Here is a 16,945-nt window from a genome sequence, read left to right on the forward strand (position 1 = left end):
ATTTCGTCCTTACTTCACCCAGATGTTCAGCGGCGACATCATCCAGCAGCCGACCACGACCACCCAGATCACCGTGACGGGCAGGAACACCTTCCAGCCCAGACGCATGATCTGGTCGTAACGGTAGCGCGGGAACGTCGCGCGGACCCAGATGAACACCGACAGCAGTGCGAAGACCTTCAGCACCAGCCAGAAGATGCCCGGGATGAACGACAGGAATTCGAACGGTGCGTCCCAGCCACCGAGGAACAGCGTCGCAGCCAGCGCCGAGATCACGATCATGTTGATGTACTCGGCGAGGAAGAACAGCGCGAACGCCATGCCCGAGTAATCGATCATGTGACCGGCAACGATTTCCGACTCCCCTTCCACCACGTCGAACGGGTGGCGGTTCGTTTCGGCGATGCCCGAAATGAAGTAGACGACGAACGCCGGCAGCAGCGGCAGCCAGTTCCACGACAGGAAGTTCACGCCGTGGCCGGCGAAGAAACCGTGCTGTTGCGAACCCACGATTTCCGACAGGTTCAGGCTGCCGGCCGTCATCAGCACCAGCACCAGCGCGAAGCCCATCGAGATTTCGTACGACACCATCTGTGCCGCGGCGCGCATCGCGCCGAGGAACGCGTACTTCGAGTTCGATGCCCAGCCCGCGAGAATCACCGCGTACACGCCGATCGACGAGATCGCCATCGCGTACAGCAGGCCCGCGTTCACGTTCGCGAGGACCGCTTCGGCCTGGAACGGGATCACTGCCCACACGGCGAACGCCGGCACGACGGTCATCACCGGCGCGATCAGGTACAGCCAGCGGCTGGCGGCGCTCGGCTGAATGACTTCCTTCAGCAGCAGCTTCAGCACGTCGGCGATCGGCTGCAGCAGGCCGCCGGGGCCGACGCGGTTCGGGCCGAGACGCACGTGCATCCAGCCGATCAGCTTGCGTTCCCACAGAATCAGGTACGCGACGCACAGCAGGATGACGACGGAGACGACGAGGATGCGCACGACTGCCCACACCGTCGGCCATGCGAAGCCGAGAAGCTGGGACCCGCCCGCGTTGATCGTATCGAACAAGCTCATTTACGCCTTCTCCACCACCAGTTCACCGGACAGGCTGCCGAGCGCTGCGCCGGCAGGCGTTGCCGCCGACACGCGAACGACCGTCTCCGCAAGATTCGCGTCGCGCACGGCCGGCAACTGCACCGCACGCTCGCCCTGGCGCACGCGCACCGCGTCGCCTTCCTTCAAGCCCAGCTTGTCGAACAGCGCGGCCGGCAGGGCTGCGGCATTCGCCGCCTTCGCGGCGGCCGTCAGGTGCAGCGCACCTGCGCGGCGCACGAGCGCGTCGGCGTGATAGATCGGCACATCGGCCAGGCGCTCGAAGCCGCCGTTCGCGGCATTCGCGGCGGCGCGCACCGGCGCGACCGACGTCTGGTTCGACAGGCGGCCCGCGACGCCGGCGTCGCCGAGCGCAGCGAGACGCACTTCTTCCGCGGTCTCGTATTCGAAGTTCGGCAGGCCGAGCAGGCTGCCGAGCACGCGCAGCACCTTCCAGCCCGGACGCGTGTCGCCGAGCGGGCGCACGACGCCGTTGAAGCTCTGCACGGTGCCTTCCGCATTCACGTACGTGCCGGCCGTTTCCGTGAACGGCGCGACCGGCAGCAGCACGTCGGCGTAGTCGAGGCCGTGCTTGAACGGCGACATCACGACGACCATTTCCGCCTGGTTCAGCGCGGCCAGTGCCTGTGCCGGATCAGCGGTGTCGAATTCCGGCTCGACGTTCAGCAGCATGTAGCCCTTGCGCGGCTGCGCGAACGCTTCACGTGCGTTCAGGCCGCCTTCGCCCGGCAGTGCGCCGACGACGTGCGCGCCGACCGTGTTCGCCGCTTCCGTCAGGAAGCCGAACGTGGCGCCGGTGTTGTCGGCGATCCACTTGGCGACGGCGTGCAGCTTCGCGAATTCCGGATGGCGGACCGCGACGTTGCCGAGCAGCACCGCACGGCGTTCGCCGTTCGCGAGCGACTGGGCGACAGCCTGCGCGGCCGGCGATGCGGTGACGCCTGCCAGCGCGTCGGGCAGCGCGACGCCGCGCAGTTGCGCGACCGCGGCAGCGATGCCGGCCAGCTGGTCGAGCCATGCCGACGGCGCGGCAACGATGCGCTGCGCGGTCGGGATCAGTGCATCGTCACCGGTCGCGTGCAGGAAGTGCAGCTTCGCGCCGTTCTTCGCGGCCTGACGCAGGCGGGCGGCAAACAGCGGGTGGTCGCGGCGCAGGAACGAACCGACGACGAACGCGGCATCCACGTTCGACAGGTCGGCGATCGGCATGCCGAGCCACGGTGCGCCCTGGACCGGCGCCGAGAAATCCTGCTGACGCAGACGGAAATCGACGTTCGGCGTCTTCAGTTCGTTGGCGAGCTGCTTCACGAGGAACAGCTCTTCGGCGGTGCTGTGCGCGCTCGCGAGCATCGCCAGCGCGTTCGCGCCGTGATCCGCGGCGATGCCCTTCAGGCCCTTCGCGACGTATTCGAGCGCGGTCTGCCAGTCGGTTTCGATCCACTGGCCGCCCTGCTTCAGCATCGGCTTCGTCAGGCGCTCTTCGCTGTTGAGGCCTTCATACGAGAAGCGGTCCTTGTCCGAGATCCAGCATTCGTTGATCGCTTCGTTCTCGAACGGCAGCACGCGCATCACGCGGTTGTTCTTCACCTGCACGACAAGGTTCGCGCCGACGGAATCGTGCGGGCTCACCGACTTGCGGCGCGACAGTTCCCACGTACGGGCGCTGTAGCGGAACGGCTTGCTGGTCAGCGCGCCGACCGGGCACAGGTCGATCATGTTGCCCGACATTTCGGAATCGACCGTCTTGCCGACGAACGTCGTGATTTCCGAGTGCTCGCCGCGGCCCAGCATGCCGAACTCCATCACGCCGGCGATTTCCTGGCCGAAGCGGACGCAGCGCGTGCAGTGGATGCAGCGCGACATCTCTTCCATCGAGATCAGCGGGCCCACGTTCTTGTGGAACACCACGCGCTTTTCTTCCGAGTAGCGCGACGACGACTTGCCGTAGCCGACCGCCAGATCCTGCAGCTGGCATTCGCCGCCCTGATCGCAGATCGGGCAGTCGAGCGGGTGGTTGATGAGGAGGAATTCCATCACCGACTGCTGCGCCTTCACGGCCTTGTCGGATTGCGTATGGACGATCATGCCGGCCGACACGGGAGTCGCACAGGCAGGCACGGCCTTCGGCATCTTCTCGACTTCGACGAGACACATCCGGCAGTTGGCCGCAACCGACAGTTTCTTGTGATAGCAGAAGTGAGGAATGTACGTATCCGCCTTGTGCGCAGCCTGGATCACCATGCTGCCTTCGGGCACCTCGACCTTCTTGCCGTCTATTTCAAGTTCAACCATGATGGTGAATGGTCCTTAACCTATTTCCGCCCGTTCGCGCCTTCGCCCGACCGTGCGCTCAAATTCCGCAACCGGGTTCGCTTCAGGCCGCCGCCGCGTGCGCGTGGCCGCCGACCATGCAGTGCTTGTGCTCGACGTGGTACGCGAATTCGTCCCAGTAGTGCTTGAGCATCCCGCGTACCGGCATCGCCGCCGCATCGCCGAGCGCACAGATCGTGCGGCCCATGATGTTCTCGGCCACCGAGTTCAGCAGATCCAGATCTTCCTGGCGCCCTTCGCCGTGCTCGATACGGTTCACGACGCGATACAGCCAGCCGGTGCCTTCACGACACGGCGTGCACTGGCCGCACGATTCCTCGTAGTAGAAGTACGACAGGCGCAGCAGCGAGCGCACCATGCAGCGCGTCTCGTCCATCACGATCACCGCGCCGGAACCGAGCATCGAGCCCGCCTTCGCGATCGAATCGTAGTCGAGATCCGTCTGCATCATGATGTCGCCCGGGATCACCGGTGCCGACGACCCGCCCGGAATCACGGCCTTGATCTTCTTGCCGCCGCGCATCCCGCCGGCGAGCTCCATCAGCGTCGCGAACGGCGTGCCGAGCGGCACTTCGTAGTTGCCCGGACGCTCGACGTCGCCCGACACCGAGAAAATCTTCGTGCCGCCGTTGTTCGGCTTGCCGATCTCGAGGTAATTCTGCGGCCCGATGGACAGCAGGAACGGCACCGCGGCGAACGTCTCGGTGTTGTTGATCGTGGTCGGCTTGCCGTACACGCCGAAGCTCGCCGGGAACGGCGGCTTGAAGCGCGGCTGGCCCTTCTTGCCTTCGAGCGATTCGAGCAGCGCCGTTTCCTCGCCGCAGATGTACGCGCCGTAACCGTGGTGCGCGTGCAGCTGGAACGAGAATTCCGAGCCCATGATGTTGTCGCCGAGGAAACCCGCTGCACGCGCTTCATCGAGCGCGGCCTCGAAGCGTCGATACACTTCGAAGATTTCGCCGTGAATGTAGTTGTAGCCGACGGTGATGCCCATCGCGTACGCGCCGATGGCCATGCCTTCGATCAGCGCGTGCGGGTTCCAGCGCAGGATGTCGCGATCCTTGAACGTACCCGGCTCGCCTTCGTCCGAGTTGCAGACGAGGTACTTCTGCCCCGGGAACTGGCGCGGCATGAAGCTCCACTTCAGGCCGGTCGGAAAACCCGCACCGCCGCGGCCGCGCAGGCCCGACGCCTTGACGTCGGCGATCACCTGCTCGGGCGGAATCTTTTCTTCGAGAATGCGGCGCAGCTGCTTGTAGCCGCCGCGCGCGACGTAATCTTCGAGATGCCAGTTCTCGCCGTTCAGACCAGCGAGGATCAGCGGTTTGATGTGACGGTCGTGGAGGGACGTCATTTCGAGAGCTCCTCAAGCAGCTGGTCGATCTTCTCGCGGCTCATGAAGCTGCACATTCTGTGATTGTTCACCAGCAGCACCGGCGCATCGCCGCACGAGCCCATGCATTCGCCTTCCTTCAGCGTGAACTTGCCGTCAGGCGTGGTTTCGCCGAAGCCGATGCCCAGCTTCTGTTTCAGGTAGTCGGCAGTCGCTTCCGCGCCGCCGTGCGGGCCAAGCTGGCACGGCAGGTTCGTGCAGAGCGTGATCTTGTGCTTGCCGACCGGGTTGAGCTCGTACATCGTGTAGAACGTCGCGACTTCCTGCACGGCAACGGCCGGCATGCCGAGATAGTCCGCAACGAACTGCATCAGTTCGGGCGACAGCCAGCCGTGCTCTTCCTGAGCAACGGCCAACGCCGACATCACGGCGGACTGTTTCTGATCGGCGGGATACTTCGTCAACGCTCGATCGATTTCCTTCAGGCCTTCAGCTGAGATCATTTTCAGACACGACTCTTTCAATTCCTACCGAACGAACAACCTGCCGCACACTGGGGTGCATGGACGGCAGACCTGGCGCTCACTCTGTTGACAGCTTGCGAAGCCGCGCCGGTTCAGCGCATGCAGCATGTGACTTCGCGTGTGACTTACCGCTCGCCGCCCGCGACAAACGGGCGGCGCAACCATTAACGATCGATTTCGCCGAACACGATGTCCTGCGTACCGATGATCGTGACGGCGTCGGCGATCATGTGACCGCGCGCCATTTCGTCGAGCGACGCCAGGTGCGCGAAACCCGGTGCGCGAATCTTGAGGCGATACGGCTTGTTGGCGCCGTCCGACACGAGGTAGATGCCGAACTCACCCTTCGGATGCTCGACCGCCGCGTACGCTTCGCCTTCCGGCACATGGAAACCTTCGGTGAAGAGCTTGAAGTGGTGAATCAAGTCTTCCATGTTGGTCTTCATGCCGACGCGCGACGGCGGTGCAACCTTGTGATTGTCGGTCATCACCGGGCCCGGATTCTTGCGGAGCCACTCAATACACTGTTTCGCGATACGGATCGACTGGCGCATTTCTTCGACGCGAACCAGGTAGCGGTCGTAGCAATCGCCATTCACGCCGACCGGCACGTCGAAATCCATGCGATCGTACACTTCGTACGGCTGCTTCTTGCGCAGGTCCCAGGCGATGCCCGAGCCGCGCAGCATCGGGCCCGTCAGGCCCATCTGCAGCGCACGTTCCGGGCTGACCACGCCGATCCCGACCAGACGCTGCTTCCAGATCCGGTTGTCGGTGAGCAGCGTTTCGTATTCGTCGACGCACTTCGGAAAGCGCGTGAAGAAGTCGTCGATGAAGTCGAGCACCGAGCCGCTGCGCGCTTCGTTCATCTTCGCGAGCGCCTTTTCGTTGCGAATCTTCGACGCCTTGTATTGCGGCATTGCGTCAGGCAGGTCGCGGTAGACGCCGCCCGGACGGTAGTACGCCGCGTGCATCCGGGCACCGGACACCGCTTCGTACACGTCCATCAGGTCTTCGCGTTCGCGGAATGCGTACAGGAACACCGCCATCGCGCCGACGTCGAGTGCGTGCGCGCCGATCCACATCAGGTGGTTCAGCACGCGCGTGATCTCGTCGAACAGCACGCGGATGTACTGGGCGCGCTCAGGCACTTCGATGCCGAGCAGCTTTTCGATCGCGAGCACGTAGCCGTGCTCGTTGACCATCATCGACACGTAGTCGAGACGGTCCATGTACGGCACGGACTGGATGAAAGTTTTGGATTCCGCGAGCTTTTCCGTCGCGCGGTGCAGCAGGCCGATGTGCGGATCGGCACGCTGAATGACTTCGCCGTCGAGCTCGAGCACGAGGCGCAGCACGCCGTGCGCTGCCGGGTGCTGCGGGCCGAAGTTGAGCGTGTAGTTCTTGATTTCTGCCATGACGCCCCCTTAATGTTTCAGACCGCCATAGCGATCCTCGCGGATCACGCGCGGCGTGATTTCGCGCGGCTCGATCGTCACCGGCTGGTACACGACCCGCTTCTCTTCCGGGTCGTAACGCATTTCGACGTAGCCCGACACCGGGAAGTCCTTGCGGAACGGGTGGCCGATGAAGCCGTAGTCGGTGAGGATGCGACGCAGGTCGGGGTGGCCTTCGAACACGATGCCGTACAGGTCGAACGCTTCGCGCTCGTACCAGTTCGCGGAAGTCCAGATGTCGACCAGCGATGCCACGATCGGCAGGTCGTCGTCCGGCGCGAATGCGCGCAGGCGCAGACGCCAGTTGTTCGTGACCGACAGCAGATGCGACACGGCCGCGAAACGCGGGCCGTCGTAGGCGCCGTCGCCGAAGGTCTGGTAGTCGACGCCGCACAGGTCGATCAGCTGCTCGAAACGGAGCTTCGGATCGTCGCGCAGCGTCTTTGCGACTTCGAGGTAATCGCTCGCCTTCACGACGAGCGTCAGTTCACCGATCGCTTCGGTGAGGCTCACCACGCGCGCGCCGAGCGCGGCTTCGAGGTTTGCCTTGAGGGTCTCGATTTTGCTTGCCATATTGAGGGGACGCTCGGGGCTTTATTGACGGGCGATGGTATTGGTGCGGCGGATCTTCGCCTGAAGCTGGATCACGCCGTAGACCAGCGCCTCGGCCGTGGGCGGACAGCCCGGCACGTAGACGTCGACCGGTACGATCCGGTCGCAGCCGCGAACCACCGAGTACGAGTAGTGGTAGTAGCCACCGCCGTTCGCGCACGATCCCATCGAGATCACCCAGCGCGGCTCGGCCATCTGGTCGTACACGCGGCGCAGCGCGGGCGCCATCTTGTTGCAGAGCGTGCCAGCGACGATCATCACGTCCGACTGGCGCGGGCTCGGGCGGAACACGACGCCGAACCGGTCCAGGTCGTAACGGGCCGCGCCCGCATGCATCATTTCGACGGCGCAACACGCGAGCCCGAACGTCATCGGCCACAGCGAGCCGGTACGCGTCCAGTTGATCAGCTTGTCAGCCGTCGTGGTGACAAACCCTTCCTTCAAGACCCCTTCGATACTCATTTGCTTTCCACTCCAGACGAGCGACCGAGCGTGGCCGCCCATGCAAACCGGCGATTAACCCATCACTCCCAGTCGAGGCCGCCTTTCTTCCAGATATAGGCAAAGCCCAGCAGGAATTCGAGCAGAAAAATCATCATTGCGATGAAACCCGGCCAGCCGATATCCCGGAGCGCGACGCCCCACGGAAACAGGAATGCGGTTTCGAGATCGAAGATGATGAACAGGATGGCGACGAGGTAGTACCGGACGTCGAATTTCATCCGGGCGTCTTCAAAGGCTTCGAAGCCGCACTCGTACGGTGCGTTCTTCTCGACGTCCGGCTTGTTGGGACCAAGGAGCTTGCCGATGCTGACCAGCGCTATACCTAAACCAGTGCCCACGAGGAGGAACAACAAGACGGGGTAATAGGCTGCGAGGTTCAAGGCAATCCTCTATCGGTTGGTTCTGAGCGTCCGGAGAATACCACTTCCGGCGGAAGGAATCATTTCGGAGTGCACGCGATCGCAAGACAACCGCAAGCACACCCCAGAAATGAAAAATGCCAGCCACTAGAAGCGGCTGGCATTGAGTAACTTTGGTGCCGACGGCGAGACTCGAACTCGCACAGCTTTCGCCACTACCCCCTCAAGATAGCGTGTCTACCAATTTCACCACGTCGGCACTGCATGCAACCGGGGTTGTAACTACTTGTTTCCCGCGAATCGCTTCAAGAATTAAATTCTAACCTGAGTCCCGGAATTGTTCAACGCACAATCGCAAAAATTTTAACTTTTTATTTCGGGACATCCTGACCCGGCGCGCTCGCAGCCGAACCCGCAACGGCGGCGGATGCCGCGACTACCGGCGCCGATGCTGCAGGTGCCGATGCCGGCGCGGTCGCTGCCGTGCCGAGCACACCGGCCGACGGCGTCGACTTGTACGAACCGAGATACGTCAGCGCCAGCGTCGCGACGAAGAAGATCGTCGCGAGAATGCCCGTCGTACGCGACAGGAAGTTTGCCGACCCCGTGGCACCGAACAGGCTGCCCGACGCGCCGCTGCCGAACGCAGCACCCATGTCGGCACCCTTGCCGTGCTGCAGCAGCACGAGACCAATCACACCGAGTGCAGACAGCACCTGCACCACAATAATCAGCGTCTTGAATAACAGCATCACACCCACCCGATTGGATCGGGCGACCGGAACGACCGGCCGCCCTCATGGTTCAATTCGATCCCGGACCGCTTATCGCGCGGCCCGGCAGATCGCCAGGAAATCTTCTGCCTTCAGCGACGCGCCGCCGATCAGGCCACCGTCGATGTCCGGCTGCGCGAACAGCTCTTCCGCGTTGTCCGGCTTCACGCTGCCGCCGTACAACACGGACACGTCCGCCGCACCCTTTGCCGCGAGACGCCCACGCAGGAACGCATGCACGTCCTGTGCCTGCGCCGACGTCGCGCTCTTGCCCGTGCCGATCGCCCAGACCGGCTCGTACGCGACGACGATGCGCGCAGCCTCGTCGGCCGTCAGCACGGCCAGCACTGCGTCGAGCTGCGCACCGACCACCTGCTCGGTCGCACCCGACTCGCGCTCGTCGAGCGTCTCGCCAACGCACACGACCGGCGTGAGCCCCGCCGCGAGCGCGCGCTGCGTCTTCGCCGCGACCGTCTCGTTGCGCTCGCCGTGATACGCGCGACGCTCCGAATGACCGACGATCGCATAGCGTGCGCCGAACTCCGCGACCATCGCGGCCGCCACTTCGCCGGTGAACGCGCCCTGTTCGTGCGCCGACACATCCTGCGCACCCCAGGCCACACGGCCGCCGTCGAGCTGCGCCTGAACCTGCGCGAGATACGGGAACGGCACGCACACGCCGACCGATGTTTCGGCCGCCACCGCGCCCGCACCCTGCACCACTTCGTTCAGCAACGCCTGGTTGCCGGCCAGCCGGCCGTGCATCTTCCAGTTGCCGATCACACGCTTAGTTCTCTGTTTCGACATCGTGTCTGTCTCGTCACCGCTTGGTCATTAACGTGCCGGAAACCGGCCGTCAGGTTTGATCTGGCGAAGCAAACCCGCGATTTTACTGCGCACGGCTTGAACCGGTCAAACCGCGCATGTCAAGCCCGGCCATACGGGCCGTCAGGCGTTCGACCCCCAATCCAGGACGATCTTGCCGGTGTGCTCGCTGCTTTCCATCAGCGCATGCGCCTGCGCGGCATCCGCGGCCGGCAATACACGATAGATCACCGGCTTGATACGGCCATCGGCAATCAGCGGCCACACGCGCGCCTTCAGTTGCGCGGCGATCTGCGCCTTGAACTCGACCGGACGCGGGCGCAGCGTCGAACCCGTGATCGTCAGCCGGCGACGCAGGATCTCGCCGAGGTTGATGTCGGCCTTCGCGCCGCCGAGCAGCGCGATCAGCACGAGACGGCCGCCATCCGCGAGCGCGGACAGTTCGCGCGGCACGTACGAGCCCGCCACCATGTCGAGGATCACGTCGACGCCGCGATCGTGCGTCAGCGACTTCACGACCTCGACGAAGTCTTCCGTCTTGTAGTTGATCGCCCGTTCGGCGCCGAGCGCCTCGCACGCGCGGCACTTGTCGGCGGTACCGGCCGTCGCGAACACGCGAAAGCCGAGCGCATGCGCGATCTGGATCGCCGTCACGCCGATGCCGCTCGAGCCGCCCTGCACGAGCAGCGTCTCCTGCTCGCCGCCCTCGCCCGCGCCGAGCTGCGCACGGTCGAACACGTTGCTCCATACGGTGAAGAACGTTTCGGGCAGCGACGCGGCCTCGATATCCGTAAGCCCGTCGGGTACCGGCAGGCATTGCAGCAGCGGCGCGACCGCATACTCGGCATAACCGCCGCCCGCGAGCAGCGCACACACGCGATCGCCCAGCTTCAGGCCGAACGGGTTCAGCGCCGCGTCGGACAGGTCGCCGCCGACAATCTCACCCGCGACCTCGAGGCCCGGCAGATCCGATGCGCCCGGCGGCGGCGCATACGCGCCCTTGCGCTGAAACACGTCGGGCCGGTTCACGCCGGAAGCCGCCACCTTGATCAGCACTTCGCCGCGCCTCGGTTCGGGGCGCGGGCGCTCCGCGAGCTTCAGCACGTCGGGGGCGCCGAATTCGGTGATTTCGATGGCTTTCATGGTGATGGTCGCTCCGGGATCAGGATCGGAATCGGATGGTGCGCCCGCACGCGGCACGGACGCGTTGCCGGCGCTGCTGCGCCGCACAACGATGCTACAGAAAAAACGGCCGGCACGCTTTCGCACTGCCGGCCGTTCGTCTGCCTGCCCGCTTACTGCTGCGGCGGCGTATCCGACTGCGCCGCTGCCGCTGCTTCATTCAGCAGCGCCTTCGCCGACAGGCGCACGCGACCCTTTTCGTCCGTCTGGATGACCTTGACCTTCACTTGCTGGCCTTCCTTCAGGTAGTCGTTGATGTCCTTCACACGCTCGTTGACGATTTCCGAGATGTGCAGCAGGCCATCCTTGCCCGGCAGCAGGTTCACGATCGCGCCGAAATCGAGCAGCTTCAGAACCGTGCCTTCGTACACCTGGCCGACTTCGATCTCGGCCGTGATTTGCTCGATGCGCTTCTTCGCTTCGGCCATGCCGTCGCTGTTCGTGCTCGCGATCGTCACGACGCCGTCGTCCGAGATGTCGATGGTCGTGCCCGTTTCTTCCGTCAGCGCGCGGATCACCGAACCGCCCTTGCCGATCACGTCGCGGATCTTTTCCGGGTTGATCTTGATCGTGATCATGCGCGGCGCGAATTCCGACAGTTGCGTGTTCGCACCCGAAACCGCCGACGTCATCTTGCCGAGGATGTGCATGCGGCCTTCCTTCGCCTGCGCGAGCGCGACCTGCATGATTTCCTTCGTGATGCCCTGGATCTTGATGTCCATCTGCAGCGCCGTCACGCCTTGCTCCGTGCCGGCCACCTTGAAGTCCATGTCGCCGAGGTGATCTTCGTCGCCGAGGATGTCGGTCAGCACCGCGAACTTGTTGCCTTCGAGGATCAGGCCCATCGCGATACCCGCGACGTGCGCCTTCATCGGCACGCCGGCGTCCATCAGCGCGAGGCAGCCGCCGCACACCGATGCCATCGACGACGAACCGTTCGATTCGGTGATTTCCGACACGACGCGGATCGAGTAGCCGAATTCGTCGGCGCTCGGCAGGCACTTGACCAGCGCGCGCTTCGCGAGGCGGCCGTGGCCGATTTCGCGACGCTTCGGCGAGCCGACGCGGCCCGTTTCGCCGGTCGCGAACGGGGGCATGTTGTAGTGGAGCATGAAGCGCTCGCGGTATTCGCCTTCGAGCGCGTCGATGATCTGCTCGTCACCCTTCGTGCCGAGCGTCGCGACGACCAGCGCCTGCGTTTCGCCGCGCGTGAACAGCGCGGAGCCGTGGGTACGCGGCAGCACGCCGGTACGGATCTCGATCGGGCGCACGGTGCGCGTGTCGCGGCCGTCGATACGCGGCTCGCCGTTCAGGATCTGCGAACGGACGATCTTCGCTTCGATGTCGAACAGCACGTTGCCGACGGTGGCCTTGTCGGCCGCCGCCGCACCGGCTGCCAGTGCGTCTTCCTCGAGCTTCGCCGAGGTCGCTGCGTAAACTTCCTTCAGCTTCGCCGAACGCGCTTGCTTGTCGCGCAGCTGGTAAGCGGCGAGCAGGTCGTTCTGTGCCAGCTCGGTCACGCGTGCGATCAGCGCCTCGTTCTTCGGCGCCGGCTGCCAGTCCCACTCGGGCTTGCCGCCTTCGCGCACCAGTTCGTGGATCGCGTCGATCGCGACTTGCATCTGCTCGTGGCCGAACACCACGGCGCCCAGCATCACGTCTTCCGACAGCTGGTCGGCTTCCGATTCGACCATCAGCACCGCACGCTCCGTACCCGCGACGACGAGGTCGAGGCTCGATGCCTTGATCTGGTCACGCGTCGGGTTCAGCACGTAGGCGTTGTCGATGTAGGCAACGCGCGCAGCACCGACCGGGCCGTTGAACGGCAGGCCCGACACGGCGAGCGCAGCCGATGCGCCGATCAGCGCGGGGATGTCCGCCGGGATTTCCGGGTTCACGGACAGCACGTGGATCACGACCTGGACTTCGTTGTAGAAGCCTTCCGGGAACAGCGGGCGCAGCGGACGGTCGATCAGGCGCGACGTCAGCGTCTCGTGCTCCGACGGACGACCTTCGCGACGGAAGAAGCCACCCGGGATCTTGCCGGCCGAGTAGGTCTTCTCGAGGTAATCGACGGTCAGCGGGAAGAAGTCCTGACCCGGCTTCGCCGACTTCGCGCCGACGACGGTTGCCAGCACGACGGTGTCTTCGACGTCGACGATCACGGCGCCGCTTGCCTGGCGAGCGACTTCACCGGTTTCGAGGCGCACCTTGTGCTGGCCCCACTGGAATTCCTTCACGACCTTGTTGAACATGGACATGGTTGCTCCTTTGAATTCATGCATTTCATTCGCCGCGCCGGCCATCCCGCGCGGCGGCGTCCCGACCGAATCACCCGGAGCAAGGTGTGTTTTTTATGCCATTCCAGCGCGGCACTCGTGCAGCGACGCGCTGGAATGACACAAATCCTGCCCCGGTATCAGTCGTTGCGGCGGCCCCGCACGGTCGTGCCGGACAGCCTGCGATGCGTGTGACGCTACGCAACGCGCAAAAACAAAATGCCTGTATCAGCGGACTGACACAGGCATCTTGCTGGCGGCAATCGCCTCGATTACTTACGCAGACCCAGCTTCTCGATCAGTGCGCGGTAACGGTCGGCATCCTTGCCCTTGAGGTAGTCGAGCAGCTTGCGGCGGCGGCTCACCATGCGCAGCAGGCCGCGGCGGCTGTGGTGATCCTTCGCGTGGGTCTTGAAGTGACCCGTCAGTTCGACGATACGTGCGGTCAGCAGTGCGACCTGGACTTCGGGCGACCCCGTGTCGTTCGTACCGCGGGCGAACTGAGCAACGACTTCCGACTTCTTGATATCTGCAACAGACATGAGATTTCCTTGGTTTCTACTTTCTAACTGAACAGGCGGACACGGAAGAATGGCCGTGCCGTGACTTACAACCGGCGGGCATTGTAGCACAACTCCACGCCGTTCTTACCGCCCCCTGTCACGGGCGTGTCATCGAGCAGGCGGACGGCATCTCGGTACGCTGCGCCGGCACCGCGAGCACCGTCCGGAAGCCATAGCCCGACCCCTCGTTGTCGAAGCGCACGCCCGGCGTGCCGGCCTTGTCCATCTCCATCACGTAAAGGGGCTGGATCAACTGATGGTCCTGCGCGCGCATCCGCGACGCATGGAAGCCGTCGTCGAACGACAGACCCTCGAGCGCACGCGCGACCGCGACAGGGTCGGCCGAACCCGCACGGTTCATCGCGGCGGCCAGCATCTCGATCATCAGGCTCATCCGCCGCACCGGATAGTCGTCCTGGGCGGCTGGAAAACGGTTCCGGAACGCCCGGTAGAACGCGTCCGATTTCGCACCGCCTGCGTTCGGGTGCCAGTCCGCCACGGCGACGACCCGCCCGACACCGGCGTCGCCGAGGGCTGCCGGCGCGCCGAGGCTGTTGCCGTAGAACGTGTAGAACTTCGCATTCAGCCCTTGCTCCCGCGCCGCCTTCACGAGCAGCGTGAGGTCGTTGCCCCAGTTGCCGGTCACAACGGCGTCGGCGCCGCTCGCGCGGATCTTCGCGATATACGGCGAGAAATCCTTGATCCGGCCGATCGGGTGGAACTCGTCGCCGGCGATCGTCACGTCCGGGCGCCGCGCGGCCAGCGCCTGCCGTGCGAGCGTGCTGACGTCGTGGCCGAAACTGTAGTCCTGGTTCAGCAGGTAGACCTTGCGCAGCGCGCGGTCGCGTGCCATCACGTCCGCGAGTGCGGCCATCCGCATGCCGGCGTGCGCATCGAAGCGGAAATGCCAGAAACTGCAGCGCGCGCCGGTCAGCGCCGGATCGTCGGCCGAATAGTTGAGGAACAGCATCCGGTTGTCCGGATCGCGCGCGTTCAGCTTGTCGAGCGCCGCGACGAGCGCGGCCGCGACGGCCGAGCTGTTGCCCTGCGTGACGAAGCCGATGTGGCGATCCGCGGCCGCGCGCAGCTGCACGAGCGCCTCCTCGGGGCTGCCCTTGCTGTCGAGCACGACGAGTTCGAGCGGGTGCGTGCCGTCGCGCAGCTTCACGCCGCCCGCCGCGTTCACCTGCTCGACGCCGAAGCGCAGGTTGCGCTCGACCGCCGCGCCCGCGTTCGCGAACGGGCCCGACATCCCTTCGATCAGCGCGATCCGCACCGGCTCGCCGCCGGCAAATGCGGACGACACCAGCATCCACCCCGCGCTCAACGCGAGCGCGCACCGCTTCCACCCCTGCATCGGCCACCTGCCCTTCAATCAGCCCGAGAAGCGCGGATCATAGGCCGGCGCCCCCGCCGCCCGCAAGCGTGACCGTACCGGCGATCCGCACCGATTTTTTGCGCGCGATGCGCGATCGCTTGCCGTCCGTGATAAAACGGGACTTGTTTCCGTGTTCTGGAGAATCCCCATGCGCATTCGCATTTCCGCGCGCCTGCCGGTGCTGCTCGCCAGCGCCGCCGCGCTGCTGACCGGTTGCGCACAACCGTGGCAGCAATACCAGGCCGGCCAGGACGAGTCGGCGATCGTCGCACGCATGGGCCCGCCGCGCGAGATCTACGACCTGCCCGGCGGCGGCAAGCGCCTGATGTGGCCAACCCAGCCGATGGGCGAGATCACCGTCGCGGCCGACGTCGATGCGGCCCACAAGATCGTCAATGTGCGCCAAGTCCTGCAGCCGAGCGAGTTCTATCGTGCGGAGATCGGCAAGTGGACGAAGACCGACGTCCTCGTCAACTTCGGACGCCCCGTCGAGACGTCCTACTTCCCGCTGATGAAGCGCGAGGTATGGACGTACCGGTATCTCGAGGACAACGTCTGGTACATGATGTACAGCTTCTACTTCGACCCGCAGGGCATCCTGCGCATCACGCAGAAAACACCCGACCCGTTGCACGACCCCGACCGCCGCAACCTGTTCTGACCGATTACGCATTTACGCGCAATTATCTCGATGGCCATTCACGAATCATTGCGTGAATGGCCATTTCCTTTTTTCCGCCGGCTTATTAATTCGGCGAATGCGACGGAAATCTTTTCCGATCGATGACATGCCGATGGCAATTCGCTGACATCCCCGTCATACGGGCCTTTGCCTGAAAACAGGCACGCGCAGTGCATATCATGCGGTGAGTTGGTGCATGCAATGCACTACGCCAAACCAATTTGAAACAATTTGTTTCAACACCCCCGAAGCGCTAGGGCATACCCCTAATATCAGTCGAAACTCAACCTTTCAATTTAGAAAGAATGCCATTTCGTCATTTTTGCCGATATTCGATTGCCTTTATCTCAAAGGAGTCCTCATGAATCGCCCCAAGAGCATGCTGGTTGCCAACATCGCCTGGGCCCGCGAAACGCGTGAACACACGCCCGGTTTCTTCGACGCGCTCGCGCGCGGCCAGAACCCGCGCGTGCTGTGGATCGGCTGCGCCGACAGCCGCGTGCCGGCCGAAACCATCACGCACTGCGCGCCCGGCGAGCTGTTCGTCCATCGCAACATCGCGAACCTGTTCCATCCCGACGACGACAATTCCGCCAGCGTGCTCGAGTACGCGGTGCGCGTGCTGCAGGTCGACCACGTGATCGTGTGCGGGCACTACGGGTGCGGCGGCGTACGCGCATCGCTGCTGCCGCCGCCGTCCGACCTGCCGCACGTCGCACGCCGCATCGCGCCGCTGTGCGCGCTCGCGCGACGCCATCGTGACACGCTGAACGGGCTCGACGATACGGCCGCCGCCGACCGCCTCGCCGAGCTCAACGTGCTCGAACAGGTGCGGCTGCTGCGCGCATCCCCGATCGTGCGGGGCCGCGAACGGCCACCGCTCGTGCACGGCTGGATCTTTTCTCTCGCGGACGGCCGCCTGAAGGAACTCGATTCCGGCTACACCACCCCGCCCGCCGACGTCGAACCCGTGCAGGCCGTCGCGGCCTGCGCGCTCGGCTGACCTGCCCCCACAAAGCCAATGAAA

16 protein-coding genes and 1 tRNA gene are annotated in these 16,945 nt (G+C 64.4%); 2 read left to right on the plus strand and 15 right to left on the minus strand.

Translation table 11 applies throughout. The annotated features are described in order from the left end of the window. Positions 1-9 precede the first annotated feature (9 nt). The 15 genes from nuoH to E9536_RS24555 all read right to left on the minus strand — a co-directional run bounded on the left by nuoH (position 10) and on the right by E9536_RS24555 (position 15,215). On the minus strand, positions 10-1,077 hold the full coding sequence (nuoH, locus tag E9536_RS24480) for an NADH-quinone oxidoreductase subunit NuoH (protein WP_027786869.1): 1,068 nt from the start codon (positions 1,075-1,077) through the stop codon (positions 10-12). Further along, positions 1,078-3,408, minus strand: a complete 2,331-nt coding sequence (gene nuoG, locus E9536_RS24485) for an NADH-quinone oxidoreductase subunit NuoG (RefSeq protein ID WP_060086025.1) — start codon at positions 3,406-3,408, stop codon at positions 1,078-1,080. Between the two features lie 82 nt (positions 3,409-3,490). Next, entirely contained in the window at positions 3,491-4,801 is a 1,311-nt protein-coding gene (gene nuoF / locus E9536_RS24490) for an NADH-quinone oxidoreductase subunit NuoF (RefSeq protein WP_006478267.1), read from the minus strand. Beyond that, positions 4,798-5,283, minus strand: a complete 486-nt coding sequence (gene nuoE, locus E9536_RS24495) for an NADH-quinone oxidoreductase subunit NuoE (protein WP_006756903.1) — start codon at positions 5,281-5,283, stop codon at positions 4,798-4,800. Before nuoE ends, nuoF begins: the two co-directional genes overlap by 4 nt. A 185-nt stretch (positions 5,284-5,468) precedes the next feature. Further along, complete coding sequence (locus E9536_RS24500) at positions 5,469-6,722, minus strand: NADH-quinone oxidoreductase subunit D (RefSeq protein ID WP_006478265.1); 1,254 nt, start codon at positions 6,720-6,722, stop codon at positions 5,469-5,471. Between the two features lie 9 nt (positions 6,723-6,731). Continuing rightward, positions 6,732-7,334 (minus strand): NADH-quinone oxidoreductase subunit C, encoded by a 603-nt coding sequence (locus tag E9536_RS24505; protein ID WP_006478264.1) that lies wholly within the window; start codon positions 7,332-7,334, stop codon positions 6,732-6,734. A gap of 21 nt (positions 7,335-7,355) precedes the next feature. Next, complete coding sequence (locus E9536_RS24510; RefSeq protein ID WP_006398799.1) at positions 7,356-7,835, minus strand: NADH-quinone oxidoreductase subunit B; 480 nt, start codon at positions 7,833-7,835, stop codon at positions 7,356-7,358. A gap of 62 nt (positions 7,836-7,897) precedes the next feature. After that, the gene (locus tag E9536_RS24515; RefSeq protein ID WP_006398798.1) at positions 7,898-8,257 is read right to left on the minus strand and encodes an NADH-quinone oxidoreductase subunit A; all 360 of its coding nucleotides are present in this window, start codon (positions 8,255-8,257) and stop codon (positions 7,898-7,900) included. A 153-nt stretch (positions 8,258-8,410) separates the two neighbouring features. Beyond that, positions 8,411-8,495: transfer RNA gene (locus tag E9536_RS24520), tRNA-Leu, on the minus strand. Between the two features lie 112 nt (positions 8,496-8,607). Then, a complete protein-coding gene (gene secG / locus E9536_RS24525; RefSeq protein ID WP_027786867.1) occupies positions 8,608-8,988 on the minus strand; it encodes a preprotein translocase subunit SecG in 381 nt (126 codons plus the stop codon). Positions 8,989-9,060: 72 nt separating this feature from the next. Then, positions 9,061-9,816 carry a triose-phosphate isomerase gene (gene tpiA, locus E9536_RS24530; RefSeq protein WP_021162811.1) on the minus strand — a complete coding sequence of 252 codons (756 nt, stop codon included), beginning with the start codon at positions 9,814-9,816 and terminating at the stop codon, positions 9,061-9,063. Between the two features lie 141 nt (positions 9,817-9,957). After that, complete coding sequence (locus E9536_RS24535; protein ID WP_136471025.1) at positions 9,958-10,977, minus strand: NAD(P)H-quinone oxidoreductase; 1,020 nt, start codon at positions 10,975-10,977, stop codon at positions 9,958-9,960. Between the two features lie 152 nt (positions 10,978-11,129). Then, positions 11,130-13,277, minus strand: a complete 2,148-nt coding sequence (gene pnp, locus E9536_RS24540; protein WP_136471027.1) for a polyribonucleotide nucleotidyltransferase — start codon at positions 13,275-13,277, stop codon at positions 11,130-11,132. A gap of 290 nt (positions 13,278-13,567) precedes the next feature. Next, a complete protein-coding gene (rpsO, locus tag E9536_RS24550; protein ID WP_006398792.1) occupies positions 13,568-13,837 on the minus strand; it encodes a 30S ribosomal protein S15 in 270 nt (89 codons plus the stop codon). Positions 13,838-13,955: 118 nt separating this feature from the next. Beyond that, positions 13,956-15,215, minus strand: a complete 1,260-nt coding sequence (locus E9536_RS24555) for a branched-chain amino acid ABC transporter substrate-binding protein (protein ID WP_060207749.1) — start codon at positions 15,213-15,215, stop codon at positions 13,956-13,958. Between the two features lie 169 nt (positions 15,216-15,384). Here E9536_RS24555 and E9536_RS24560 point away from each other — a divergent pair, with 169 nt between their 5' ends. Beyond that, the gene (locus tag E9536_RS24560) at positions 15,385-15,897 is read left to right on the plus strand and encodes a hypothetical protein (protein ID WP_027786864.1); all 513 of its coding nucleotides are present in this window, start codon (positions 15,385-15,387) and stop codon (positions 15,895-15,897) included. A 382-nt stretch (positions 15,898-16,279) separates the two neighbouring features. Next, positions 16,280-16,921: a carbonic anhydrase gene (locus E9536_RS24565; RefSeq protein ID WP_060357710.1), complete on the plus strand. Its 642-nt coding sequence runs from the start codon at positions 16,280-16,282 to the stop codon at positions 16,919-16,921. The last annotated feature ends 24 nt before the right edge of the window (positions 16,922-16,945 follow it).

This window comes from Burkholderia sp. LS-044, assembly GCF_004803625.1.
Taxonomy (GTDB): Bacteria; Pseudomonadota; Gammaproteobacteria; order Burkholderiales; family Burkholderiaceae; genus Burkholderia; species Burkholderia cepacia.

What these genes read in the sequence shown, in the direction of transcription:
- nuoG (WP_060086025.1), bottom strand. Translation starts at nt 3,408, where the DNA reads ATGGTTGAACTTGAAATAGACGGCAAGAAGGTCGAGGTGCCCGAAGGC.
- tpiA (WP_021162811.1), bottom strand. Translation starts at nt 9,816, where the DNA reads ATGTCGAAACAGAGAACTAAGCGTGTGATCGGCAACTGGAAGATGCAC.
- secG (WP_027786867.1), bottom strand. Translation starts at nt 8,988, where the DNA reads ATGCTGTTATTCAAGACGCTGATTATTGTGGTGCAGGTGCTGTCTGCA.
- nuoE (WP_006756903.1), bottom strand. Translation starts at nt 5,283, where the DNA reads ATGATCTCAGCTGAAGGCCTGAAGGAAATCGATCGAGCGTTGACGAAG.
- rpsO (WP_006398792.1), bottom strand. Translation starts at nt 13,837, where the DNA reads ATGTCTGTTGCAGATATCAAGAAGTCGGAAGTCGTTGCTCAGTTCGCC.
- E9536_RS24535 (WP_136471025.1), bottom strand. Translation starts at nt 10,977, where the DNA reads ATGAAAGCCATCGAAATCACCGAATTCGGCGCCCCCGACGTGCTGAAG.
- E9536_RS24565 (WP_060357710.1), top strand. Translation starts at nt 16,280, where the DNA reads ATGAATCGCCCCAAGAGCATGCTGGTTGCCAACATCGCCTGGGCCCGC.
- nuoF (WP_006478267.1), bottom strand. Translation starts at nt 4,801, where the DNA reads ATGACGTCCCTCCACGACCGTCACATCAAACCGCTGATCCTCGCTGGT.
- E9536_RS24500 (WP_006478265.1), bottom strand. Translation starts at nt 6,722, where the DNA reads ATGGCAGAAATCAAGAACTACACGCTCAACTTCGGCCCGCAGCACCCG.
- pnp (WP_136471027.1), bottom strand. Translation starts at nt 13,277, where the DNA reads ATGTCCATGTTCAACAAGGTCGTGAAGGAATTCCAGTGGGGCCAGCAC.
- E9536_RS24560 (WP_027786864.1), top strand. Translation starts at nt 15,385, where the DNA reads ATGCGCATTCGCATTTCCGCGCGCCTGCCGGTGCTGCTCGCCAGCGCC.
- E9536_RS24555 (WP_060207749.1), bottom strand. Translation starts at nt 15,215, where the DNA reads ATGCAGGGGTGGAAGCGGTGCGCGCTCGCGTTGAGCGCGGGGTGGATG.
- E9536_RS24505 (WP_006478264.1), bottom strand. Translation starts at nt 7,334, where the DNA reads ATGGCAAGCAAAATCGAGACCCTCAAGGCAAACCTCGAAGCCGCGCTC.
- nuoH (WP_027786869.1), bottom strand. Translation starts at nt 1,077, where the DNA reads ATGAGCTTGTTCGATACGATCAACGCGGGCGGGTCCCAGCTTCTCGGC.
- E9536_RS24510 (WP_006398799.1), bottom strand. Translation starts at nt 7,835, where the DNA reads ATGAGTATCGAAGGGGTCTTGAAGGAAGGGTTTGTCACCACGACGGCT.